Source organism: Chromobacterium fluminis, from assembly GCF_011602385.1.
Classification (GTDB): Bacteria; Pseudomonadota; Gammaproteobacteria; order Burkholderiales; family Chromobacteriaceae; genus Chromobacterium; species Chromobacterium fluminis.
In genome coordinates this window covers 1-24,759 of the sequence record NZ_JAAOMA010000023.1, presented here as the reverse complement: position 1 = coordinate 24,759, position 24,759 = coordinate 1, and the positions used below count along the sequence as shown (strand labels likewise).

The 24,759-nt window shown below is 65.5% G+C and carries 22 protein-coding genes; 12 read left to right on the top strand and 10 right to left on the bottom strand.

Translation table 11 applies throughout. From position 1 onward, the window contains the following. The first annotated feature begins 15 nt into the window (after positions 1–15). From cyoA to cyoE, 5 genes are read left to right on the top strand one after another with little or no spacing between them, the layout of a single operon-like run. Positions 16–951 carry a ubiquinol oxidase subunit II gene (gene cyoA / locus HA052_RS16265; protein ID WP_346774566.1) on the top strand — a complete coding sequence of 312 codons (936 nt, stop codon included), beginning with the start codon at positions 16–18 and terminating at the stop codon, positions 949–951. A 7-nt stretch (positions 952–958) separates the two neighbouring features. Then, the gene (cyoB, locus tag HA052_RS16260) at positions 959–3,001 is read left to right on the top strand and encodes a cytochrome o ubiquinol oxidase subunit I (RefSeq protein ID WP_081545442.1); all 2,043 of its coding nucleotides are present in this window, start codon (positions 959–961) and stop codon (positions 2,999–3,001) included. A gap of 15 nt (positions 3,002–3,016) precedes the next feature. After that, positions 3,017–3,631 carry a cytochrome o ubiquinol oxidase subunit III gene (gene cyoC, locus HA052_RS16255; protein ID WP_166452675.1) on the top strand — a complete coding sequence of 205 codons (615 nt, stop codon included), beginning with the start codon at positions 3,017–3,019 and terminating at the stop codon, positions 3,629–3,631. Beyond that, entirely contained in the window at positions 3,628–3,948 is a 321-nt protein-coding gene (cyoD, locus tag HA052_RS16250; protein WP_081545440.1) for a cytochrome o ubiquinol oxidase subunit IV, read from the top strand. The genes cyoC and cyoD overlap by 4 nt, the downstream gene beginning before the upstream one ends. A gap of 22 nt (positions 3,949–3,970) precedes the next feature. Continuing rightward, complete coding sequence (gene cyoE, locus HA052_RS16245; protein WP_166452674.1) at positions 3,971–4,876, top strand: heme o synthase; 906 nt, start codon at positions 3,971–3,973, stop codon at positions 4,874–4,876. Between the two features lie 71 nt (positions 4,877–4,947). On the opposite strand, the gene HA052_RS16240 is transcribed toward cyoE, so the two are convergent. The 10 genes from HA052_RS16240 to HA052_RS16195 all read right to left on the bottom strand — a co-directional run bounded on the left by HA052_RS16240 (position 4,948) and on the right by HA052_RS16195 (position 17,944). After that, a complete protein-coding gene (locus tag HA052_RS16240) occupies positions 4,948–6,912 on the bottom strand; it encodes an acetyl/propionyl/methylcrotonyl-CoA carboxylase subunit alpha (protein ID WP_166452673.1) in 1,965 nt (654 codons plus the stop codon). 5 nt (positions 6,913–6,917) lie between these two features. After that, complete coding sequence (locus tag HA052_RS16235) at positions 6,918–8,522, bottom strand: carboxyl transferase domain-containing protein (RefSeq protein ID WP_166452672.1); 1,605 nt, start codon at positions 8,520–8,522, stop codon at positions 6,918–6,920. A gap of 17 nt (positions 8,523–8,539) precedes the next feature. Then, the gene (locus tag HA052_RS16230; protein WP_206118927.1) at positions 8,540–9,751 is read right to left on the bottom strand and encodes an MFS transporter; all 1,212 of its coding nucleotides are present in this window, start codon (positions 9,749–9,751) and stop codon (positions 8,540–8,542) included. Beyond that, positions 9,744–10,955, bottom strand: coding sequence for an 8-amino-7-oxononanoate synthase family protein (locus HA052_RS16225; protein WP_166452671.1), 1,212 nt, complete (start codon positions 10,953–10,955; stop codon positions 9,744–9,746). Before HA052_RS16225 ends, HA052_RS16230 begins: the two co-directional genes overlap by 8 nt. A 52-nt stretch (positions 10,956–11,007) precedes the next feature. Next, positions 11,008–12,210, bottom strand: coding sequence for a 3-oxoadipyl-CoA thiolase (gene pcaF, locus HA052_RS16220; protein WP_166452670.1), 1,203 nt, complete (start codon positions 12,208–12,210; stop codon positions 11,008–11,010). A gap of 12 nt (positions 12,211–12,222) precedes the next feature. Then, complete coding sequence (locus tag HA052_RS16215; RefSeq protein ID WP_166452669.1) at positions 12,223–12,891, bottom strand: alpha/beta hydrolase; 669 nt, start codon at positions 12,889–12,891, stop codon at positions 12,223–12,225. A 12-nt stretch (positions 12,892–12,903) separates the two neighbouring features. Continuing rightward, a complete protein-coding gene (locus HA052_RS16210) occupies positions 12,904–13,725 on the bottom strand; it encodes a beta-keto acid cleavage family enzyme (protein ID WP_048415426.1) in 822 nt (273 codons plus the stop codon). A 44-nt stretch (positions 13,726–13,769) separates the two neighbouring features. Next, positions 13,770–14,699 (bottom strand): DMT family transporter, encoded by a 930-nt coding sequence (locus tag HA052_RS16205; RefSeq protein ID WP_166452668.1) that lies wholly within the window; start codon positions 14,697–14,699, stop codon positions 13,770–13,772. Positions 14,700–14,907: 208 nt separating this feature from the next. Continuing rightward, positions 14,908–15,669: an AraC family transcriptional regulator gene (locus HA052_RS16200; RefSeq protein WP_206118926.1), complete on the bottom strand. Its 762-nt coding sequence runs from the start codon at positions 15,667–15,669 to the stop codon at positions 14,908–14,910. Positions 15,670–15,916: 247 nt separating this feature from the next. Next, entirely contained in the window at positions 15,917–17,944 is a 2,028-nt protein-coding gene (locus HA052_RS16195; protein WP_166452667.1) for a glycoside hydrolase family 3 protein, read from the bottom strand. Positions 17,945–18,406: 462 nt separating this feature from the next. Here HA052_RS16195 and dusA point away from each other — a divergent pair, with 462 nt between their 5' ends. The 7 genes from dusA to HA052_RS16160 all read left to right on the top strand — a co-directional run. Next, entirely contained in the window at positions 18,407–19,429 is a 1,023-nt protein-coding gene (dusA, locus tag HA052_RS16190; protein ID WP_346774565.1) for a tRNA dihydrouridine(20/20a) synthase DusA, read from the top strand. 317 nt (positions 19,430–19,746) lie between these two features. Then, entirely contained in the window at positions 19,747–20,817 is a 1,071-nt protein-coding gene (locus tag HA052_RS16185; protein WP_240937387.1) for an ABC transporter substrate-binding protein, read from the top strand. A 206-nt stretch (positions 20,818–21,023) separates the two neighbouring features. Next, positions 21,024–21,617 carry an RdgB/HAM1 family non-canonical purine NTP pyrophosphatase gene (gene rdgB / locus HA052_RS16180; RefSeq protein WP_166452664.1) on the top strand — a complete coding sequence of 198 codons (594 nt, stop codon included), beginning with the start codon at positions 21,024–21,026 and terminating at the stop codon, positions 21,615–21,617. 55 nt (positions 21,618–21,672) lie between these two features. After that, complete coding sequence (hemW, locus tag HA052_RS16175; protein ID WP_166452663.1) at positions 21,673–22,881, top strand: radical SAM family heme chaperone HemW; 1,209 nt, start codon at positions 21,673–21,675, stop codon at positions 22,879–22,881. Continuing rightward, positions 22,881–23,261 carry a RidA family protein gene (gene ridA / locus HA052_RS16170; protein ID WP_043642167.1) on the top strand — a complete coding sequence of 127 codons (381 nt, stop codon included), beginning with the start codon at positions 22,881–22,883 and terminating at the stop codon, positions 23,259–23,261. Before hemW ends, ridA begins: the two co-directional genes overlap by 1 nt. A 236-nt stretch (positions 23,262–23,497) precedes the next feature. After that, complete coding sequence (locus HA052_RS16165; RefSeq protein ID WP_166452662.1) at positions 23,498–23,956, top strand: DUF4124 domain-containing protein; 459 nt, start codon at positions 23,498–23,500, stop codon at positions 23,954–23,956. Further along, the coding region (locus tag HA052_RS16160) for a PhzF family phenazine biosynthesis protein (protein ID WP_166452661.1) at positions 23,953–24,759 on the top strand (807 nt) is incomplete at its 3' end. The genes HA052_RS16165 and HA052_RS16160, both read left to right, overlap by 4 nt.

The window sequence follows — 24,759 nt, the reverse complement described above, 5'->3', positions numbered from 1 at the left end:
CCCGTAAAGTCGTAAATGATGAGAAACCAAAGACCCTCACGCCTGTGGCGGGGACTTGCTGTTGCTTCGGCGTTGCTGCTCGCCGGGTGTCAAGGCGGAATCCTTGACCCCAAGGGCCCCGTGGCGGCGGAGCAGAAGTCCCTGATCATCACGGCAACCGCGCTGATGCTGCTGGTGGTCATCCCGGTGATCCTGATGACCTTCTTCTTCGCCTGGAAGTACCGCGCCAGCAACAAGGACGCCGTCTACGAGCCGAAATGGTCGCACTCGACCAAGATCGAGCTGGTGGTCTGGCTGATTCCCTGCATCATCATCGCCTTCCTCGCCGTGCTGACCTGGGAAACCACCCACAAGCTGGATCCGTACCGCCCGCTGGATTCGGATCAGAAGCCGATCGAGGTGCAGGTGGTGGCGTTGAATTGGAAATGGTTGTTCATCTATCCGGAGCAGCAGATCGCCACGATCAACGAGCTGGCCTTCCCCAGCAATGTGCCGGTGAATTTCAAGATCACTTCCGATGCGGCGATGAACTCCTTCTTCATCCCGCAACTGGGCGGCCAGATTTACGCGATGGCCGGCATGCAGACCCAGTTGCATCTGCTGGCGCATGAGCCGGGGGTGTACAAGGGCTTCTCCGCCAACTACAGCGGCGCCGGTTTCTCCGGCATGAAGTTCAACGCCGTCGCCACCAAGACGCCGGCGGAGTTCGAGGCTTGGGTGGCCAAGGTCAAGGCGTCCGGCAAGGCGCTGGACGTGAATGGCTACCGCGGCCTGGTGCTGCCCAGCGAAAAGAACCCGGTGGCCTATTACGGCGCCGTCACCCCCTATCTGTTCCAGGGCGTGCTGCACAAATACATGACCGGCCGCACCTCGCTGGCCGCCACCGAGGCCGACGTGAAGCTGGCCGCTCTGGCCAAGAGCCTGTGCGAACCGCTGACGGTGAAGGAGTAATCAAGACATGCTGTTAGGCAAACTTACGCTGGACGCCATCCCCTTCCACGAGCCCATTGTGATGGGCGCGCTGGGCGGCGTCGGCCTGATCGGGCTGATGCTGGTGGCCCTGATCTCCAAAATGGGCAAATGGGGCTATCTGTGGCATGAGTGGCTGACCTCGGTCGACCACAAGAAGATAGGCGTGATGTACATCATCGTCGCCATGATCATGCTGCTGCGCGGCTTCGCCGACGCGCTGATGATGCGCGCGCAATTGGCCATCGCCACCGGCGGCAGCCACGGCGTGTTGCCCCCGGATCACTACGATCAGATCTTCACCGCCCACGGCGTGATCATGATCATCTTCATGGCGATGCCGTTCATGACGGGCCTGATGAACATCGTGGTGCCGTTGCAGATCGGCGCGCGCGACGTGGCCTTCCCCTTCCTGAACTCGCTGAGCTTCTGGCTGCTGGTGGCGGCGGTGATCCTGGTCAACCTGTCGCTGGGCGTGGGCAACTTCGCCCGCACCGGCTGGGTGGCCTATCCGCCCTTGGCCGGCATCGCCTTCAGTCCGGACGTGGGGGTGGATTACTACACCTGGGCCTTGCAGATATCAGGGATAGGGACGACGCTGACGGCGATCAACTTCCTGGTCACCGTGATCAAGATGCGCGCCCCCGGCATGAAGCTGATGGACATGCCCATCTTCACCTGGACCTGCACCTGGGCCAATGTGCTGATCGCCAGCTCCTTCCCCATCCTGACCGGCGCGCTGGCCATGTTGAGCCTGGACCGCTACCTGGACTTCCATTTCTTCACCGCGGAAGCCGGCGGCAACGCGATGATGTATCTGAACCTGTTCTGGGCCTGGGGCCATCCAGAGGTGTACATCCTGGTGCTGCCCGCCTTCGGCATTTTCTCCGAGGTGGTGTCCACCTTCACCGGCAAGCGCCTGTTCGGCCACAAGTCCATGATCTACGCCAGCGGCGCGATCTCCATCCTGGGCTTCATGGTGTGGCTGCATCACTTCTTCACCATGGGTTCCGGCGCCAGCGTCAATGCTTTCTTCGGCATCGCCACCATGATCATTTCGATCCCGACCGGGGTGAAGCTGTTCAACTGGCTGTTCACCATTTACCGCGGCCGCCTGCGTTTTGAAACCCCCATCCTGTGGACGCTGGGCTTCATGGTCACCTTCTCCATTGGCGGCATGACCGGCGTGTTGATGGCGGTGCCGGGCGCGGACTTCGTGCTGCACAACAGCCTGTTCCTGATCGCTCACTTCCACAACACCATCATCGGCGGCGCGGTGTTCGGCTATCTGGCCGGCGTGACCTTCTGGTTCCCGAAAGTGTTCGGCTTCAAGCTGAACCCGAAACTGGGCAAGGCCTCGTTCTGGTTCTGGCAGATCGGCTTCATGTTCGCCTTCATGCCGCTGTACGTGCTGGGCTTCCTCGGCATGACCCGCCGCCTGAACTACACCACCAATCCGGAATGGGAACCGTGGCTGTATCTGGCGCTGTTCGGCGCGGTCCTGATCGCCTGCGGCATCGCCTGCCAGTTGCTGCAGATCGTGGTCAGCATCCGCGACCGCAAGAAGCTGGCCGACGTCAGCGGCGACCCGTGGAACGGCCATACCCTGGAGTGGTCCACCTCGTCGCCGGCGCCGTTCTACAACTTCGCCAAGTTGCCGGTGGTGCATGACATCGACGCCTTCACCGACATGAAGGAAAAAGGCGTGGCCTACGCGGTGCCGAAGTCCTACGAGCCCATCCATATGCCTAAGAACACCGCGATGGGCGTCTATATCGGCGGCTTCACCACGGTGTTGGGCTTCGCCCTGATCTGGCATATCTGGTGGCTGGCCATCGTCGGCCTGGTGGGCATCGTCGGCTGCATGCTGGCGCGCGCCTACGACAACGATCTGGACTACTACGTGCAGCCGGAGGAAGTGGAGGCCATCGAGCGCGAGCGTTTCGAAAAACTGGGCATCGATGTGGACAACTACACCGAGCGCGACCCGGCCCAGCCGCACAAGGCGGCGCGTCCGACCACCACCGCGTAACAGGTTGAATCCGACATGACGACTTATGTAAAAGACGCGCACGAAGCGCACGACGACCACGAGCACCACGACAGCGGTTCGCAAACCGTGTTGGGCTTCTGGTTCTACTTGATGACCGACTGCATCCTGTTCGCCAGCGCGTTCGCGGCTTACGCCGTGCTGTTCCGCAATGTGGCGGAAGGCGTGTCCGGCAAGGAGATCTTCGATCTGCAATACGTGCTGGTGGAGACCGCGGCGCTGCTGCTGTCCTCCATCACCTACGGCTTTGCGATGATCGCCGGTCAGAAGGGCAATAAATCCGCGGTACTGGGCTGGCTGGGCATGACCTTCCTGTTCGGCGCCGCCTTCATCGGCCTGGAAATCAACGAGTTCCACCACCTGATCTCCGAGGGCCACGGCCCGCAGGTCAGCGCCTTCCTGTCTGCCTTCTTCGGCTTGGTGGGCCTGCACGGCCTGCACGTGACCGCCGGCCTGATCTGGATGGCGGTGATGATGGTGGAAGTGGCCAAGACCGGCCTGACCGGCCGCGCGATGACGCGTCTGAACTGCCTGTCGCTGTTCTGGCACTTCCTCGACATCGTGTGGATCTGCGTGTTCACCGTCGTCTACCTGAAAGGAGCCATGGGATGAGCCAGGCACATGAACACGCCGCGCACGGCAGCGTGAAAAGCTATCTGATCGGCTTCCTGCTGTCGGTGGTGCTCACCGCCATTCCGTTCTGGATGGTGATGGGCGGCGCCTTCACGCCGCAGGCGACGGCGATCGGCATCTTCGCGCTGGCGGTGGTGCAGATCGTGGTGCATCTGAAGTATTTCCTGCATCTGGACTTCAGCAAGGAGGGCAAGCTCAACACCTTCTCCTTCCTGTTCACCGGCATGGTGATCGTGCTGCTGGTCGGGCTGTCGATCTGGATTATCTACACCGCCGACGCGCTGATGATGCGTTGAGGCGGGTTTGAGAGAGACCGTCTTGACATTCAAGCGCTATTTGCAGGTGACCAAGCCGGGCATCATCTTCGGCAACCTGATCTCGGCCGTCGGCGGCTTTCTGCTGGCGGCCCAGGGCCGGGTTGACTGGAGCTTGCTGCTGGCCACGCTGGCCGGCCTCTCGCTGGTGGTGGCGTCCGGCTGCGCGATCAACAACTGCATAGACCGGGACATCGACGCCAAGATGGCCCGCACCCGCAAGCGGGTGCTGGTCACTGGCGCGATGAGCGCGCGGGCGGCGCTGGCTCACGGCCTGCTGCTCGGCCTGGCCGGCTTTTACGCGCTGTGGCGCTGGACCAATCCGCTGGCCTTCGGCTGCGTGCTGTTCGGCTTCGTCATCTATGTGGGGGTGTACAGCCTCTATATGAAGCGTCATTCAGTGTACGGCACCCTGGTGGGCAGCTTGTCCGGCGCGGTGCCGCCGGTGGCCGGCTACTGCGCGGTGACCGGCCGTTTCGACGCCGGCGCGGCCATCCTGCTGCTGATGTTCTGTCTGTGGCAGATGCCGCATTCCTACGCCATCGCCATCTTCCGCTTTCAGGATTACCAGGCGGCGGGGATTCCGGTGTTGCCGGTGGTCAAGGGCATTTCCAGCGCCAAGCGCCAGATCGTGCTCTACATCCTGGCCTTCGGCGCCGCCACCGCGATGCTGGCCTTCGGCGGCTACGCCGGCTACGGCTATCTGGCGGTGGCCGGGGCCACCAGCCTGTGGTGGCTGAAGATGGCCTTGTCCGGCTACAAGCGCAGCACCGACGACCGCGTCTGGGCGCGTCAGGTGTTCTTCTTCTCCATCATCACCATCACCGCGCTGTCGGTGATGATGGCGGTGGATTTCCGGCAGCCGGAACGCCAACAGCTGGCCGGCCTGAGCGCGTCCGCGCAGTCCTGAACGCCAGCAAGCCAAGACAAAGCGCGGGCCGTGGCCCGCGCTTTTTTCATGGCTGAGCGGCTAGAGCGCGATCAAACGTCGTCGGCCGCGACGCTGACCAGCACCTGGTCGGCGGCGACAATGTCGCCCACCCGGCAGTGCAGCGCGCTGACGACGCCGGCGCGCGGCGCGTAGATCCGGTTTTCCATCTTCATCGCTTCGACGACGGCCAGCACCTGGTTGGCTTCCACCCGCTGCTCGACGGTCACCGGCAGCGCCACCACCGTGCCCGGCATCGGCGAGGCCACTCGCTGGCCGGCGTCGGCGTCCGCCTCGGCGGCCTCCGGCTGTTCCGCCTGCAAGCGCAGGCGATGGCCGCCCACCGTCAACTCCATGTCGTCGCCGCAGGGCAGGGCGCTCCATTGCCGCCCGTCCACCTCGCCGCGCCACAGCTCGCCGTCGCGGCGAAGTTCCACGCGCAGGCTATGCTCTCCCACCGCCACGCGGGCATGGGCGCCGGCGCGTTCCAGCAGGCGGGCCTGCCAGCGCGAAGCGCCGATGCGATAGCTCAGGCGGCCCAAGGGGGCGCCCGGGTCCAGCGCCGCGCGGTCGTGCGGGCCGATGCCGCCCTGCCAGGGCGAGGACGATTCGACGCAGGCCAGGGTCAGTTCGACGGCGGCGGCGCAGGCGACGGCTTCGGCCAGCGGCGCGGTTTCCGGCGCGGCGGCGAGCTGGTCGACCAGATGGGTGTCCAGCAGGCCGGCCCGCACTCGCGGTTCGCGCAACAGCCGGTCGATGAAGCCCAGATTGGTGCTCAGGCCCGGCAGCGCGGTGTCGCGCGCGGCGGCTTGCAGCGCGTCCAAGGCCGCGGCGCGGCTGCCGCCGTGGGCGATCAGCTTGGCCAGCATCGGGTCGTAGAAAGCCGGCACCTCGCCGCCGTCGCCGTCGAAAGCCGCGTCCACGCGGCAGCTTTGCGGCCAGCGCGCCAGCAGCGCCTTGCCCGGCATGGGCGCGAACTCGCGCAGCGGGTCTTCGGCGTAGACCCGGCATTCGATGGCGTGGCCGTCGGCGCGTATCTCCTCCTGGCGCAGCGGCAAGGCTTCGCCGGCGGCCACGCGCAGCTGCCATTCCACCAAGTCCAGGCCGGTGACGGCCTCGGTGACCGGGTGTTCCACCTGCAAGCGGGTGTTCACTTCCAGGAAATAGAACTGGCCGTCCGGCGCCAGGATGAATTCAAAAGTGCCGGCGTTTTGGTAGCCGATGGCCGCCGCGCCGCGCACCGCGGTGTCCAGCAGCGCGGCGCGGGTGGCGGCCGGCATCGCGCAGGCCGGGGCCTCCTCGATGATTTTCTGGTGGCGGCGCTGCAAGGAGCATTCGCGTTCGAACAGATGCGCCACATTGCCGTGACTATCGCCGAACACCTGGACTTCCAGATGGCGCGGCCGCGCGATGTAGCGCTCCACCAGTAGCCGGCCGTCGCCGAAGCTGGAGCGGCCGACGCGCACGGCGGCGTCCACCGCCTCGCGCAGCGCGGCTTCTTCCCACACCACTTGCATGCCTTTGCCGCCGCCGCCGGCCACCTGTTTGAGAATGACCGGATAGCCGATATCCGCGCAGCACTCCAGGATCAGGCCGTAGGATTCGGTGGCTTCCGCCGAGCCCGGCGTCACCGGCACGCCCGCCGCCGCCATCAATTGGCGCGCGCGCGCCTTATCGCCCATCTGGGCGATGGTGTCGGCGTCGGGGCCGATGAAGACCAGGCCGGCGGCGGTCACCGCGCGGGCGAAGTCGGCGTTTTCCGACAGGAAGCCGTAGCCGGGGTGGATGGCTTCGCAGCCGCTGGCCAGCGCCGCGGCGATGATGGCCTCGCCGTTCAGATAGCTGGCGCTGGCCGGAGCCTCGCCTATCCAGCGCCGTTCCGCGGCCCCTTCCAGATGCGCCGCGCCGGCGTCGGCCGTGGAGTAGACGGCGACATGCTCGATGCCGAGCCGTCGGCAACTGCGGGCGATGCGGCGCGCGATTTCGCCGCGGTTGGCGATCAAAATTCGTTTGAACATGGTGTTTACATCCTGAAAACGCCGAAGCGGGTGTCTTGGACCGGGGCGGCGGCGGCCAGCGCCAGGCTGAGCGCCAGCCATTCTCGGGTCTGGGCCGGGTCGACGATGGCGTCCACCCACATGCGGGCCGCCACGTACAGCGCCTGGCCCTGGCGCTCATAGGCATCGCGGATCGGCCGCTTGAAGCTTTCCTCTTCTTCCGGCGTCCAGGCCTTGCCCTGCTTCTCCAATTGCTCCGCGCGGATCAGCGCCAGCACCGTCGCCGCCTGTTCGCCGCCCACCACCGTGGTCTTGGCGTTGGGCCACATCGCCATCAACTGCGGGCCGATGGCGCGGCCGCACATGGCCAGATTGCCGGCGCCGTAGCTGCCGCCGATCAGGATGCTGAATTTGGGCACGCGGGCGCAGGAGGCGGCGTTGACCATCTTGGCGCCGTGCTTGGCGATGCCGCCGGCCTCGTATTCCGCGCCCACCATGAAGCCGTTGATATTGTGCAGGAATAGTAGTGGAATGCCGCGTTGCGCGCATAGTTCGATGAAGTTGGCCGCTTTTTGCGCGCTTTCCGAGAACAATACGCCGTCGTTGATCAGCACGCCCACCGGATAGCCGCCGATGTGGCCGGTGCCGCACAGAATGGTGGCGCCGAAACGGGCGCGGTATTCGGCGAAGGCGGAGTCGTCCAGCAGCCGGGCCAGGATTTCCCGCGCCGGAATATGTTCGCGCGGGTTGGCGCTGACGATGCCGGCCAGCTCAGCCGGATCGTAACGCGGCGGTTGCGGCGCTTGCGGCGGCGCGTACTGCCGGCCGCGGCCGCGGCGCGCGACGATGTCCCGCATCAGTCGCAGCGCGTGTTCGTCGCTGAGCGCGTAGTGATCCGCCACCCCGCTGTCGCGGGTGTGCACATCGGCGCCGCCCAGGGTTTCCGCGTCCACGATCACCCCGGTGGCGGCGCGCACCAGTTGCGGGCCGCCCAGAAAGATGGAGCCGTTGCCGCGCACGATGATGGTTTCGTCGCTCATCGCCGGGATGTAGGCGCCGCCGGCGGTGCAAGAGCCGAGCACCGCCGAGATCTGCGGCAGGCCCAGCGCCGACATTTCGGCGATATTGCGGAAGATGCGGCCGAAGTGCTGCTCATCGGGGAAAATGTCTTCTTGCAAGGGCAGGTAGACTCCGCCGGAATCCACCAGATAGAGGCAGGGCAGGCCTTGTTCGCGGGCGATCTGCTGGGTGCGCAGATGTTTGCGCAGCGTCAGCGGGTAATAAGTGCCGCCCTTGACCGAGGCGTCGTTGGCGAACACCGCCACCGCGTGGCCGGCGACGATGCCGATGCCGGTGACGATGCCGGCGCAGGGCACCGCGTGGTCATAAACGTCGTGGGCGGCCAGCTGGCCGATCTCCAGAAAGGGCGTGCCGGGGTCTAGCAGCAGCGACAAGCGCTCGCGCGGGGACAGCTTGCCCTTGGCCGCTTGTTTGGAGCGCGCCTCCGGGCCGCCGCCTTGCAGGGCGGCGTCGCGGGCGGCGGCGATGCCTTCGCGCAGTTGGCGGTAGGCTTCGGCATTGCGTTCAAACGCCTCGCCCGAGGCGGGAACGCGGGATTCGATACGGGACATGAATAAGCTTTCTCGATTCAGGACGCGCGCGCGCGCACCTTGAACAGCACTTGGGACAGGGTCAACAGGCCCAGGGCGGCGACCGCCAGCGTCCAGGCGCCGTCGTGATGCAGCAGCACCGAGACGGTGGCGGCGATGCCGGCCAGCCCTTGCTGCAGGAAGCCGCACAGCGCCATCGCGTGAGCGCCGTGTTCCTTGGCGTCGCTGACGGCGGTGGCCATGCTGTTGGGGAACAGTACCGCCTGGCCGAAGATGGTCAGGCAGTAGAGGCCGATGAACAGCCACAGGCCGGGCTGACGCTCCAGCAGGCCCAGATGCCAGCCCAGCAGCATGGCCAGCGTGGCCGCGGCCAGCAGCGCCGCGCCGGCGCGCATCAGCCGCAACCTGCCCACGCGGGCCACCAGACGGTTCACCACCATGGCGCCGCTGAAGTAAGACAGGCCGATTAACAGTCCGACGTTGCCGAAACCGGCCACCGCCAGGCCGAAGTGCTCCTGAAACACGAAGGGGCTGACCTCTTGCAAGGTCACCGTGGTGGCGAAGCCCAGGCCGCCGGCGCAGGCAGGCCACAGAAAGCCGGGGCGGCGCAGAATGCCCCAGTACGGGCTGGGGCCGGAGGCCGCGGCGGCCGGGCGGCCGGCTTGCAGCGGCAGGCCCATGGTCAGCAGCGCCGCCACGGCGCCGGTGACCGCCATCAAGGCGAAGCCGGCTTCCCAATGACTGTATTTGCCGATCAGGCCGCCGATGAACTGGCCGCCGCCCAGCGCGGTGATGAAGGCGATGGAGAGCACGGACAATTTGCGCGCCAGATCGTCGCCGCGCCAGTGATCGCGCACGATGATGCGGGCGATGATGGCCGCGCCGCCGCCGGCGATGCCCTGCGCCACGCGCAGCGTCAGCAGCTCCGCGGCGTTGGACACGAAGGCGAGCAGCAGGCTGCAGACCACGAACAGCGCCAGCGAAATCAGCAGCGGCCCGCGCCGGCCCCAGCGGTCGGCCGCCGAGCCCCAGAACAGCACCGGCAAGGCCGCGCCCACCACATAGCCGGAAATCGACATCTCCACCAGGCTCTGGCTCATCGCCAGCTCCCGCATCACCGCCGGCAGCGAGGGCAGATACACGGTGGTGGCCATCTGCGCCATGAACACGATCAGGCAGGCCAGCGCCATCAGCCGGCCGGCCGGCTGCGCCAGCGCCGCTGGCGGCGCAGTCAGGGTTTTCTCATTCATGGGCGGCTCGCAACTGATTGAGGCAGGCGGCGAAGCGTTCGATCTCCTGCGCGCTCATATTGGCGCGGATCATGATGCGCAGGCCGGCGCGGCCCTTGGCGATCACCGGGAAGAAGATGGGCGAGGTGTAGAAACCGTCTTCCAGCAAGCTTTTGGCGTAGAAGATGGTGTTTTCTTCCGAGCCGATGGAGACGAAGCGGATGGGCAGCGGCTCGCCGCTATTGTCCGAGGCCACGTGTTGGTCGAACAAGCGGATATTGTCCTGCAAGCGCTGTTGCAGGCGCGGCAGCTCCTCGGAGCGATGAATGGCCGCGGACTGGATGATGGCGCCCAGGCCGGCGGTGTTGATGCGTTGCGACCAGGTCACCGGCCCGCCGAAGCGGGTGGCCAGCTTGCGGCGTTCCGCATCGTGGCGCGGGCCCAGGAAGATGGCGCCGCCGGAGGCGCCGAAGCCCTTGTTCAGCGAGGTGACGATCAAGGTGCGCTCATTGATGCCGCCCATGGTTTCCAGCACCAGGCCGCGGCCGTGGCGGCCCAGCGTGGACAGGCCGTGAGCTTCGTCGAAGAACAGGAACAAACCGTATTTGTCCTGCAACGCCAGCAGCTCCGGCACTGGGGCCATGCCGCCGGTGCTATAGACCCCGTCGGCGACGTAGGCCACGCGCGCATGGGTTTTGCACAGGTCTTCCAGCGCGTTCAGATCGTTGTGGCGTATGGTCTGGATCTCGGCCTCGTCGGCGCAGATCGGCTTCATCATGTTCAGGCAGAAGTGAGCGTTCTTGTCGAACACCATCAAGGGCGGCACGTCTTCGGTCAGCGCGCCGGAGGCCAGCAGGGGCAGGGCGGCCGCCGCGGCCGCGGCGCAGGACGGCACGGTCAGCGTTTCCGCGTTCACCAGCTCCGCCAGTGCGTCCTCCGCCTGCTGCAGAATGTCGAACTGCACGCGGATGCGCGAAATCGAGGTGTTTAGCGAGCCGGTGTTCAACACCGCGTCCGCCGCCGCTTGCAGGATGTCCGGGTGAGAGTCCAGGCCCAGATAGGAATAGGACGACATATTGACGAAGCGCTTGCCGTTGGCCACCGCCTCGTGACGGCCGTCGCCCAGGTTGCGGGTGACGATATTGGCCATGCCGGCCTGGGTGGTGATGTCCCAGAAGCTGTTGCTCAACTGAATGGCTTTTTTGATATTGGCGTGCTGATGCATGTTTCCCCCCTCGTTTGGTTTGGCGGCGGCCATCATGGCCGCCTCGTCCTGCCTATACCCGCTCCAGAATCAGCGCCGCGCCCTGTCCGACGCCCACGCACATGGTGCACAGCGCGTAGCGTTTGCCGCTGGCCTGCAACTGCGCGGCGGCGGTCAAAACCAGCCGGCTGCCGCTCATGCCCAGCGGGTGGCCCAGCGCGATGGCGCCGCCCTTGGGGTTCACCCGTTCGCAATCGTCGGGCAGGCCCAGCGCGCGGGTGACCGCCAGCGCCTGGGCGGCGAAGGCTTCGTTCAGTTCAATGATGTCGATGTCCTCGATGCCGAGGCCGGCCTGGCGCAGCGCCTTGCGGCTGGCCTCTATCGGGCCCGCGCCCATGATGCGCGGCGCGATGCCGGAGCTGGCCGAGGTCAGCACCCGCGCGCGCGGACGCAGGCCGTGACGTTGCGCCGCCGAAGCCGAGGCGATGATCATCGCCGCCGCGCCGTCGTTGACGCCGGAGGCGTTGCCGGCGGTGATGCTGGATTCCGGGCCGAACAGCGCCTTGAGCTTGGCCAGCTCCTCCAGAGAGGTCTGGCGCGGATGCTCGTCGCGGCTGACGATCAGCGGGTCCTGCTTGCGGCGTGGAATCGTCACCGGGACGATTTCCTCGGCGAAGGCGCCGGTTTCCAGCGCGGCGAAGTAACGCTGCTGACTGCGCAGCGCGAAGGCGTCCTGATCCTGGCGGCTGACGCTGAATTCGCGCGCCACGTTCTCCGCCGTGGCCGGCATGGTGTCCACGCCGTATTGTTTCTCCATCGCCGGATTGACGAAGCGCCAGCCTATGGTGGTGTCGTAGATCTGCATGTCGCGGCCGAAGGCTTTGTCCGATTTCGGCATCACGAAGGGCGCGCGCGACATGGACTCCACGCCGCCGGCGATCAGCAGCTCGGCCTCGCCGGACTTGACGGCGCGCGCCGCCAGCGCCACCGCGTCCAGGCCGGACGCGCACAGGCGGTTCACGGTCAGGCCCGGGACGCTCTCCGGATAGCCGGCCAGCAGCAGGCTCATGCGGGCCACGTTGCGGTTGTCCTCGCCGGCCTGGTTGGCGCAGCCCAGGATCACTTCGTCTATCGCAGCCGGGTCCAGGCCCGGATTGCGCTCCAGCAGCGCGCGCAGCGGCGCCGCGGCCAGATCGTCGGCGCGCACGCCGGACAAGGCGCCGCCGAAGCGGCCGATGGGGGTGCGCACGGCGTCGCAGATGAAAGCGTCGGTCATCGCGGTCTCCTCTCAGCTCAAGCTGGTTTGCGGTTGCAACAGCGCGGACAGCAAATCGCGCGCGGCGTCGATCTCGTCGGCGCAAACGTGGTGGGGCATGTCCGGATAAACGCGGAAATCCACCTCGGCGCCGGCGCGGCGGAAGGCCTCGGCGCTGCGTTCGATGCGCTCCAGCGGCATCCAGCTGTCGCTGTCGCTGGTGCCGAAGAAGGCAGGGAAGTCCAGCGCCGCGGTCGGCGCGCCCCAGGCAGACTCGTCGGGGCCGAACAGGCCGCCGGAGAAGGCGATCAGCCCGCCTATCGGGCGTGGGCGGCGATAGATGAATTCGGCGGCCAGGCAAGCGCCCTGGGAGAAGCCCATCAACACGATCCGGCTGTCGGCGAAGCCGTAGCCGCGCAGTTCCTCTATGGTGGCCTCGACGCAGTCCAGCGCCTGGTCCAGCGAGGGCTGATTGCTCTCCAGCGGCGCCATGAAGCTGTGCGGATACCAGGTGCGGTCCTTGGCGATGGGCAGAATGTAGGCGACGTCGGCCAGGCCGATGGCCTCGCCGTTCTTGTAGGCGTCCTGGGCGCTCTGGCGGCGGCCGTGGAGCAGCACCACGGCGAGTTTGGCCTGGTTCAGCGGCGCGCCGTAGATTTCCAGGCCGTGTTCTTTATGCGGATTGGGATTGATCGTGCTCATGTAGTGTGTCCTTTAGTGGATGCCCAGAATCTGCTTGGCTTCGGCGGGGGAGGCGATCTCGCGGCCGACTTCGCCGGCCAGGCGCGCCAGGCGCTCCACCAATTGGGCGTTGTCTCGGGCCAGTTCGCCGTAGCGGTAATAGACGTTGTCTTCCAGGCCGGTGCGCACATGGCCGCCCAGCAGCAGGGTGTGCAGATTGATCGCCAGCTGGTGTTTGCCTATGCCCAGTGCCGACCACACGCTGTCCTGCGGAATGCTTTCGACGAAATGCAGCAGGTTTTTGCAGGTGGCGGCCGCGCCGCCCTGTATGCCCATGGCGAAGCTGAAGCACAGCGGGCCGCTCAGATAGCCGTCTTCCTGCAGTTTCAGCGCCTCGCCGATGATGCCCTGGTGATAGACCTCGATCTCCGGCTTGGCGCGGTATTCGCGGATGTCCAGCGCCAGCGCGCGGGCCAGTTCAGGCGGATTGATGAAGGGCTTGCTGCCGTGGTTGACCGAGCCGCAGTTGAAGGAGGCGATGTCCGGACGGAAGGACAGATGGTTCCAGGCTTCCTTCTTCTCCAGCTGCGGCGGCAGATTGAGGCCGGAGGTGCTCAGATTGATCAGGATGTCGCAGCGTTCGCGGATGCGGCGGACGATATCGCCGTAGATGTCCGCGTCGTAGCTGGGCGTGCCGTCCGGGTTGCGGGCGTGGATGTGGACCACCGAGGCGCCGGCGTTCCAGCATTCATAGGCGGCCTGGGCGATTTCTTCCGGCGAAAACGGCACGCCGGGATGTTTCTGCCGGCTGGTGATGCCGCCGTTGACGGCGGCGGTGATGATGAGTTTTTGCATGGTGGGAACGCTCATGTGAATGAAAGAGGAAAAAGCTGCGGTGTTCAGATCTTGTCGCCGACGGGGGCGGTTTGCGGCTGCGCGGCGGCGTCCGGGCGCTTGGACACCAGATAAATGCCGACGCCGATCAGCACGCCGCCGATCAGCTCATGCAGCGACAGCGAATAGCCGAAGGCGGCGAAGGAAATCAGGGTGGCGAACAGCGGGGACAGAAACAGGAAACCGCTGGTGCGCACCGCGCCGCCCAGGTCCAGCGCCATGAACCACAGCGCCATCGCGCCGGTGGTGGCCGGCAGCGCCAGCCACAAGAAGGCGGCCAGCACCCGCTCGCTGTGAGGCAGTGTCGGGACTTCGCCGCCGGCCCAGGCCAGCAGCGCCAGGCAGGCCGAACCCACCAGCATCTGCCAGAAGGTCAGCGCCCAGACGTTGATCACGATGCGGCTGCCCTTGATCACCAGCGTGGACGCCGCCCAGCAGGCCGCGCCGCACAGCACCAGCGCGTCGCCGGCGCCGAAGCCGTCCAGCTTGTTCAGGCCGATGCAGACGGCGACGCCGAAGAAGGCCAGGACCAGGCCGACGGCGGCCAGAGGGTGGATTTTTTCCTTCAGCGCCAGCCGCGACATCAAGGCCACGATCAGCGGGGTGCAGGCCATCAGGATGGCGGCCTTGGCCGGGGTGGTGCTGCGCAGCCCGATATTGAGAAAGCCCATCGATCCGGCGGTCTGCAACAGGCCGATCAAGGCCAGCACGCCCCAGGGGCGAGGGCGGACGAAGGCGCGCGGATAGCGGAAGCGCTGCCACAGCAGAATGGGCACGATGCCGGCGGCGGCGGCGGTGAAACGCGCCACCGCGGCCCACAAGGGCGGCATTTCCGACAACACGATCTTGGAGGTGGGAAAGGTGGAGCCGAACAAAAAGGTGGCGGCCAGAATCAGCAGCCAATAGCGTTTGGCGTCGTAGTGGGGATGGGACATGGTCAGCTGGCCAGACGGCGGTTTCAATAGCCATTTATCATATTGAAACGGTTTGGTTCAGGCTTCTTGCAAGCGGACAATTGCTGCTTCAAAACGGACAATCATGCTGCGCTGCGGCAAAGTCGTGTCGGCGCGCGGGTCCGCGGGGCGGAAAAGAGACGGTTCAAAGCCTCGCTTTTGTCGGCTGGGCTTTGAACCGCGGATGGGATCAGGAGAAGTACTGGCTGGGGGCCGCGTTCATGATGCGGCGGAACATGGAGGAAAACGCGCCGGGCGTTTCATAACCCAGATCGGAGGCGATCAGGGTCACCGGCTCGCCGGCGCCCAGCCGCGGCAGCGCCGAGATCGCGCACACTTGCTGGCGCCAGTACAGGTAAGACACGCCCAGCTCCTGCTGGAACAGCCGCGCCAGCGTGCGGCTGGAGGCGCCCACCAGTTCCGCCCATTCGTTAAGCCCGCGCCGGTCGCCGGGATTGGCCAGAATCGCCGAGCACACCCGCTGCAAACGCTGATCGCTCAGCGGAGGCAGCGGCAAGGCCGTTTCCCCCGACCATTCGATTTCGTCGATCAGCAAGTCCAGCAAGCGGCCTTCTTTTTGATCTGCGTGGGGAATGCCGCGCGTGCGCATCAGGCGGATGATGAGTTCCCGCATCAGCGGCGAAATGGCGATGGCTTTGGAGTGGCGCGGCAATTGCGCCAGATAGTGCGGGGATTGAATGTACAGGGTGCGTAGCGACACCGTGCCGCGGGCGCGCATGCTGTGTTCCACCGCGGGCGGCATCCAGACGCCGCGCTGCGGCGGCACCAGCCACAGGCCGTCGGCGGTGGACAGCTCCATCACGCCGGAGACGGCGAAAATCAGCTGGCCTTCGCGGTGTTGGTGGCGGCCGACTTGATGACCGCTGGGAAAGTCCTTGGACATGCTCCACGCGGCGAAGTCCGGTAGGACGGCGTTGGATTCTATGGCCATGCGCTTGCTTTCTTATTTGAGGGTAGCCCGGTTCCGCGCGGCTTGCGGCCCTGTTGTGCGGGCGTCTTCAGCCGTCGGTTCAAGCTCATGATACTGCAGCGCACAAAATATTCATACAGTATAAATTGTGTCTATTTCAATGTGAATGCCTTGGAGCGGCGGAGCCGCCCGCCGCAGGGACAAAAGAAAACACCGCGGCCGGAGGGCCGCGGTGCGCAGGAGGATGGTTAAGAAGAGCGATACTTCGTCAGAAGCTCAGCCCAAAACCGCGCGCGTAACGCAACGCGCCCGGCTGGCCGTTTTCGTCCAGCGCGTGGATGGCCACCGGCAGCTTGCCGCCGGGCGGGTTCGCGCCCAGCATCACGTCCACCAGCGCCGGCATGGAGGGCCCGCGCAGGCCGTTCTCATAGCCGTAGTAGGCGTAGGTGGCCAGCGTGGCGTCGGCCAGATCGTCGTAATTGATCACGTCGTAAGGCGCGCGCAGGGTCACGTGGATCAGCTTCTTGCCTTGCCGCTTGGCGTATTCCATCGCATTGCGCATTTGCTGCGCCTCGCTGAGCGGCGGCGCGGACAGGCTGCGGGCGAAGCGGGTCCGGAGCGCGGGCAGGTCTTCCGCCACATTGAAGACCAGGGAGCCGTTGCCGGCGGCCGGCGACGGCTCGGCCTGCAGGCTGCGCTTCATCCGCGGCGCGATGGCCGGCGCGTTGGGGTCGCCGTTGCGTTCCACCGGGCTGACGCCGGTGGCCAGGGTGCCGATGACGACCACGTCGGCCTGATCGATCGCCTGTTTCTGCGCTTCCCACGGCGTGGCGCTCAATTTGGCGCCGCTGACCTGGCGATAGCCTTTTTCATCGAAGCGACGGCGCATCGCCTCGGCCTGTTCGCCCCAGGGCGTCAGGATGAAGATGCGCTGGCTGGGCGAGCGCAGCGGCAGCGCCGCACCCTGATTGCGCAGCAGGGTGATGGATTGCCGGGTGATCTTGTCCTCCACCGCGCGATGCTCCGCGCCGCCTATGGTGCTCAGCGCCGGCAGCGGCTTGGCCTCGCCGGCCGGGGTGACTTCGTTGCGCAGCTTCATCGCCACGATGCGCCGCACCGAGCGGTCCAGTTCGGCGCGGTCTATTCGCCCGTCCGCCACCGCGGCGGCCACCTGGTCTATCAATTGACGCAGCCGGCCGGCCTGCGCGGCGGTGCGGAACTCGGTGGGCATCAGCGCGATGTCCACATCGGCCTGGAACACCTTGATCACCGCGTCGGCCTGCTCGAAGAAATCGCTGATGCCCTTCATGTCCAGCGCGTCGGTGACGGTGACGCCCTGATAGCGCATCTCGCCGCGCAGCAGATCGTGCTGGATTTTGCGCGACATCGTCGCCGGCGCGATCATGCGTTCGCCGTTGCGGGCGGTGATTTGGCTGCTGTCCAGCGCCGGGTACTGGATGTGGGCGGTCATGATCATCTCCGGCGGCTGGCCGGAGGCGATGGCTTGGCGGTAGGGCGCTAGGTCGATGGCGTAGGCGTCGGCGCGGGATTTGTTGACCACGGGCAGGCCGTAATGGGAGTCGGTGGCGGTGTCGCCGTGGCCGGGGAAGTGTTTGAAGGAGCCGATCACGCCTTGCTCGCGCATGCCTTGCGTCGTGGCCTGGCCCAGCAGGCTGATGGTGGCCGGGTCGTCGCCGTAGGCGCGGACATTGATGACCGGATTGAGCGGATTGCTGTTGACGTCCACGTCCGGCGCAAAGTTGACGTTGAAGCCGACGGCGCGGATCTCGGCGGCCAGCACGCGTCCGGAGTCGCGGGCCAGGCCGCTGTCCCGCGTCGCCTGATAGGCGGCGCCCAGCGCCATATTGCCGGGGAAGCTGGTGGCCAACGGGCGCGGCAAGCGGAAGACATTGCCGCCCTCCTGGTCAGAACCGATCAACAGGCTGACCGGGCTGTTTTGCGGCCGCGCCCGGCGGATCTGCTCGGACAGGCGGCGGGTTTGCTGCAAATCGCTCAGATTGTTGGCGAACAGAATCACGCCGCCGATGGCGTTGTCGCGCAGCGCGCGGCTGGCGGCGTCCGGCAGTTCGGTCATGCCGGCGGTGCAGGCGGGCTGATCGTCCGGGCACCAGTAACGGAAGGCCATCATGATTTTCTGGCCGATCTTCTCGCGGACGCTCATCTGTTCGACGATGCGCGCGGCTTGCTGTTCGACGCTGGGCTGCTCAAGGCAGCCGCTCAGCAGCGCTGGTAACAGCATCAGCGCCGGTAGGCGCAGGGAAAGTGGTTTGGACATGGTTCAACCTTGTGCTGAAGTGGAAACATCCGGAATGGCGGGCAGGCCCGTCTTGCCGCTGGCGACGCAGGTCCGGCGGGGAGGCCGGACCTGCGGACAGCCGTGGAGGCTGGGATCTCTCTTTGTGAATATATTCATTTGTGAATGGTTTTTGTTAGTAATGGATTGCGCGTCGGACGCCCCTGCCAGGGCGCGTTCGGCGCGAAGAAGCGGCCGTCGAGGCTAAACCTTATGAAATTCAATTTTTGAAAAAGTTGCCTGCGGGAGAGAATCGCCGGATCTTAATCGCCATATCCCCTTGATTGCTCGGCGTTTTTGTCTAAATACTTGACCCCTGCTCGGGTGCGGGAGGATAATTCATGCCTTTTTTCAAACGCTAAGCGCGATGACGAGCCGGCAGGCCGCCGACGCTGGGCGGCGATTGGCTTTCGGGTGGATAGGGATACGATGCAGGACAGCGGAGTGAAGCATTCTAGGGTTCAGGAGAGCGGCGGCCTGCCGCCGCGCCGCCTGTCGGTGGCGCCCATGCTGGATTGGACCGACCGTCACTACCGCTATTTCGCGCGTCAGATCACCCGGCATGCCTGGCTCTACACCGAAATGGTCACCACCGGTGCGCTGCTGCACGGCGACGTCGAACGCCATCTGCGCTTCGACGAGGCGGAGCACCCGCTGGCGCTGCAACTGGGCGGCAGCGAGCCGGCGGAGCTGGCGCGTTGCGCCAAGCTGGCGGCGGAGTGGGGCTACGATGAGGTCAATCTGAACGTGGGCTGCCCGTCGGAACGGGTGCAGAAAGGCGCTTTCGGCGCCTGCCTGATGGCCGAGCCGCAACTGGTGGCCGACTGCGTCAAGGCGATGCGCGACGCGGTGTCCATCGACGTGACGGTCAAGCACCGCATCGGCATCGATCGCATCGAGCATTACGATTACCTGCGCGACTTCGTCGAGCAAGTGGCGGACGCCGGCTGCCGCACTTTCATCGTCCATGCGCGCAACGCCATTCTCAAAGGCCTGAGTCCCAAGGAAAACCGCGAAATCCCCCCCTTGAAGTACGATTACGTCTACCGGCTGAAGCGGGAACGCCCGGATCTGGAAATCCTGATCAACGGCGGCGTTAAAAGCCAGGCCGAGATCGACGAGCATCTGCGCCATGTGGACGGCGTGATGGTGGGGCGCGAGGCCTACCACAATCCCTGGCTGATGGCCGATTGGGACCAGCGCTACTACGGCGCCGGCGCCGCGCCGGAGCGCGAACAGGTGGTGGCCGCGATGATGCCCTATGTGGCGGCGCGCCTGGCCGAGGGCCACAAGACGCGCAATATCGCCCGCCACATCCTGGGCCTGTTCCAGGGCATTCCCGGCGCGAGAAACTGGCGGCGCATGCTGTCCGACGCCAAACTGCTGGACGGCGCCGACGAGCGTCTGCTGCAACAGGCTTTGGAAGCGACGCTGGGCGCCGCCCGCCGCGCGGAATCAACAGAATAAACCGCCTGGCCGCCGCGGCCAGGAACGGATTTGCGGCGCCGGAGTCTGCTGTAGCAAGGCGAGAGCGCTGTTCTTGCTGAGGCAGGGCCCGACGCCGCCATATTAAGAACGTGTTGACGATCCAAGGAGCAAGCGCGAGACAAGGCGGAAGCCGCGAGTGGCGCAAGAGCGTCTCGACGCCGCGTCAGCTCCCGCGAAGCGCTGCGGATCGTGAACAGGTTCCAAGTCGCGGGACTTCCCAAGGGGAGCCCGCCATGGCGGCTTGCCGCCTTTTCTGTTCGCCATGCTGGTCATGGCCGTCTGGAGGTGAACCTGAATTGAAATCGCTGAAGCTTGTCCTCTTGTCCTTCTTCCTGTCGTCCGCCGTCTGGGCCGGACCCAAGGATGTCTTGCACATCTATAACTGGAGCGGCTCTTTGTCGGACGCCATCCTCCGCCAGTTCGAGAAAAGCTGTGATTGCCGCGTGGTGCAGAATTACTACGGCGACAATGAGGAAATGCTGGCCAAGCTGGCGGCCGGGGCCAAGGGCTACGATATGGTGTTTCCGTCCAGCTTCGTGATCGAGGCGATGAGCAAGCAGAAGCTGCTGCGGCCGCTGGATCACGCCAAATTGCCGAATCTGAAGAATGTAGACCCGGCCTATTTGTCCCAAAGCTACGATCCGGGCAACCGCTACACCGTGCCCACGGTGCTGTCGCTGACTTCGGTCGGCTACAACGCGGAGCGTCTGCAGAAACTGGGCATCGACCCGCACAGCTGGTCGGTGATCTTCGATCCCAAGGTGCTGCAGAAGATCAAGGGCAAGGTCACGGTGCTGGACAGCTCGCGCGAGGTGTTCGCCGCCGCGCTGTTCTACCTGGGCAAGAACCCCAACACCGCCAGCCAGGCCGATTATCGTGCGGCGCAGGCGGTGATCAAGCAGGCCAAGCCTTACTGGGCCACCTTCTCCAACGCCAGTTATCTGAAAGAGCTGGCGGTGGGCAATATCTGGGTGTCGCTGGGCTATTCCACCGAGTTCTTCCAGGCCGCCGAGGACGCGCGGCAGGCCAAGCGCCGCTTCCGCATCGCCAATGTGGCGCAGAAGGAAGGCAATGAGCTGGGCGTGGACACCATGGCGGTCCTGGCCAGCGCCAAACGCCCGGACCTGGCGCATCAGTTCATCAACTTCATGCTGGACGGCAAGAACGCCGCCCAACTGACCAATCTCAACGGCGCCACCAATCCGGTCAAGACCGCCGAGCCCTTCTTCCGCGCGGATCTGAAGGCCCATCCGGTGATCGATCCGACGCCGGACACCGTCAAGAAATGGACGGTGCTACGCGAACTGACGCCGGCGGAGCGGCGCTCGCTGGCGCGGATGTGGACGGAAGTGAAGGTCAGCCGTTAAGCTTGTTTTGAGCAAAGTCTGCTGCGCGTCGTGAAACGTGGCACGGTGAGTACCGCTTCGAAATGCTCATGCACCACGTGTACATTCCGCTTTCTCAGCCGTTTTCGCCTTGTCTCGCTCTTGCTCGCGAGACTTTGAATAAGTTCTTATACTTATGTCCGCAGCCCCGGCATCGTCGGGGCTGCGTCGCATTGGATGGAGTTCTCATGTTCGACAAATTAGTGATGGCCAGCAACAACGCCGGCAAGCTGAAGGAATTCTCCTCGCTGCTGGCGCCGCTGGGCATACAAGTGATTCCGCAGGTGGAGCTGCAGGTGCCGGAATGTCCGGAACCGCACCACACCTTCCTGGAAAACGCGCTGGAAAAAGCGCGTCACGCCAGCCGCGTGAGCGGCTTGCCGGCGCTGGCCGACGACTCCGGCATCTGCGTGGAGGCGCTGTCCGGCGCGCCGGGCGTGTATTCGGCCCGCTACGCCGGCGAGCCCAAGTCCGACGCCGCCAACAACGCCAAGCTGGTGGCGGCGCTGCAAGGCGAGGCCAACCGCCGCGCCTGGTATTACTGCGTGCTGGTCTTGGTGCGCCACGCCGATGACCCGCAGCCGCTGGTGGCCGACGGCATGTGGTTCGGCGAGGTGAAAGACGAGGCAGCCGGCGCCGGCGGCTTCGGCTACGACCCGCATTTCTGGTTGCCGCAACACGGCTGTAGCGTGGCCGAGCTGGACGCGGCGGAGAAAAACCGCGTCAGTCATCGCGGCCAGGCGATGCAGGCGCTGCTGGCCAAGCTGCGCGCGCTGGCATGACGCCGGTCCGTCCGTTTAGCGCCGGCAAGGCGTCGGCGCAGCGAGGAGCCGCGACGTGCAAGTGACCAAGATCTCGCTGTCCGCGCTTGGGCGGGGTGGCCAAGTCGGTTTGAACGAGCTGCCGCCGCTGTCGCTGTACATCCATTTCCCGTGGTGCGTGCGCAAGTGCCCGTATTGCGACTTCAATTCGCACGAGCCCAAGAGCGGTTTCGACGAGATGGCCTATGTCGACGCCTTGCTGCGCGATCTGGAGTTCAGCCTGCCGGAAGTCTGGGGCCGTCCCTTGACCAGCATCTTCATGGGCGGCGGCACGCCCAGCCTGTTCTCGCCGCAGGCGATGGACGCGCTGCTGGCCGGCGTGCGCGCGCGCATGCGTCTGCAGCCGGATGCGGAAATCACCATGGAAGCCAACCCCGGCACTTTCGAGGCCGAGCGTTTCCGCGGCTACCGCGAGGCCGGCATCAACCGGCTGTCCATCGGCATCCAGAGCTTCAAGCCGGCGCATTTGCAGGCGCTGGGCCGCATCCATGACGGCGAGGAGGCGCGCCGCGCCATCGACATCGCGCTCAGCCACTTCGACAACGTCAATCTGGACCTGATGTACGCGTTGCCGGGGCAGACCCTGGATGAAGCGCTGGCCGATCTGGACACCGCGCTGTCCTATGGGATTACTCATCTGTCCGCCTATCACCTGACGATAGAGCCCAACACCCTGTTTGCCGTAGAGACGCCGCGCAATCTGCCGGACGACGAAGTGTCCGCCGATATGCAGGAGGCGATCGAAGCGCGGCTCGCCGCCGCCGGCTTCGAACATTACGAGACCTCGGCCTTCGCACGGCCGGGCCGCCGCGCGCGGCACAATCTCAACTACTGGCAGTTCGGCGACTATATCGGCATCGGCGCCGGCGCCCACGGCAAGATCAGCAGCCACGCGGGCATCGTCCGCCAGATGCGTCACAAGCAGCCTGCCGCCTATCTGAAAGCGGTGGCCGAGGGCAAGCCCTTGCAAAGCAGCCGCAAGGTGACGCGCGAAGAACTGCCCTTCGAATTCATGATGAACCTGCTGAGGCTGACCGAAGGCTTCGAATGGCGTTTGTTCCAAGAGCGCACCGGTCTGCCGCTGTCCGGCATACAATCCGCCTTGACGCAAGCCGAGGCGCAAGGCCTGATAGCGCGCGACGCCGTGATGTTGCGGCCCACGCTCAAGGGCCAGCGTTTCCTCAATGATTTATTAACCCTGTTCCTGAAAGAAGGAGATGAATAATGGCTAAGGAAATCATCCATACCGACAAGGCTCCGGCCGCCATCGGCGCTTACTCGCAAGCCGTGAAAGCCGGCAACACCGTTTACCTGTCCGGCCAGATCCCGCTGGACCCGGCTACCATGAACGTGGTGGAAGGCGGTTTCGCCGCTGAAACCCATCAAGTGTTCAAGAACATGAAGGCCGTGTGCGAAGCCGCCGGCGGCAGCCTGGACCAGATCGTCAAGCTCAACGCCTATCTGACCGACCTGTCCAATTTCGCCACCTTCAACGAAATCATGGGCCAGTACTTCAGCCAGCCCTTCCCGGCGCGCGCCGCCGTCGGCGTGGCCAGCCTGCCCAAGGGCGTGCTGGTGGAAGCGGAAGCGGTTCTGGTGCTCTAAACCTGCTTACGATCTGCTGCGCGTCAGCGATACGGCGTTGAAAACGTCTTCAAAATGCTCATGTACCGTGTGTACATTCCGCTTTTTCAGCCGTTTTCGCCTTGTCTCGCCTTAGCTCGCGAGATCGTAAACAGGTTCTGAGCAGCAACTGCTCCAAATGACAGACCACAAGGCGGCCCAGGCCGCCTTTTTTCATGTTAACTATCCGGATCGTTCATTCCCTTTGCGGAGGTCGTATGAGCATCCGGATCGCGCTGCTGTTATTGCTGCCGGGCCTGGCCTGGGCCCAGGTTTACAAATGTCGGGACGCGGAAGGCGGATTGGCCTATCGCGACCGGGCCTGCGCCGACGGCGGCGCGGCGGAAGCGTTCCGACCGCCGCCGTTGAGCGTGGTGGAGCAAGACGAGCGCCAGCGTCGAGGCGTGGCCGAGTCCCAGGTCCAAAGCCGGCGTTGGGCCGCCGACGAGGCGCGCGAGGCCAGACGGCGCCAGGCGCAACGCAGCCGCGCCGAGAACACGCAGGCGCGGGAACTGGACAAAGCGCGCCGCCGCTGTCATGGTCTGGAGCTTCAACAGCGGCGCTTGCGGCAGTCCTTGGCGGCGGCGCCGGCCAGGAAATCCCTGGCCGAGCGCTTGGTCGGCGTGGAAGAGAAACTGGCCGCCGCGGCGTGTCATCGATTCCAGGAGGGGGCATGAGCGGGTATTCGTTCGAATTGGTCAATGTGTTCGCCGAGGAGCGCTTCGGCGGCAATCCGCTGGCGGTGTTCACCGACGCCAGCGGGCTGGACGAGCGCGAGATGCAGCTCCTGGCCAGACAGATGAATCTGTCGGAAACCGTATTCCTGTTTCCGGACGGCGAAGCGGCGGCGCGCTTGCGCATCTTCACGCCTAGCCAGGAGCTGCCCTTCGCCGGCCATCCCACCCTGGGCGCTGCGGCGGCGCTGCACTGGCGCGGCGAGTTGGATTCCCGCTTCACATTGCGCACCAATGCCGGCCTGATTCCCATTCTCCACAGCGACGGCGTTTACACCTTGAGGGCGAACCCGCCGAGCGCGCGCGCCGCCGGCCTCAGCCGCGCTCAGGCCGCGGCGATGCTGGGGCTGGACGAGGAGGACATCGCGCTGGAGCCGGTATGGGTGGACACGGGCAGCGAACAATTGCTGGTTCGCGCCGCCAGCGCCGGCGCGGTGTTGCGCGCCCGGCCGGTGCACGCTTTGCTGCTGCGCGACGCCGCCTTGAGGCCGGGGCGCAGCGTCGCCTACCTGTGGCACGAGGACGGCGGCGTTGCCACCGTGCGGCTGTTTTTCGAACAGCAGGGCGCGGTGTTGGAAGATCCCGGCACCGGATCGGCCTGCGCCAATCTGGGCGGCTGGTGCGCGCTCAACGGCCTGGGGCCCTTGCAGTGGCGGGTGGAGCAGGGGGCGGCGCTGGCGCGGCCCAATGTGCTGCATCTGCAAGTGGACGCCGAGGGCGGCATCCTGGTGGGCGGGCGGGTGCAG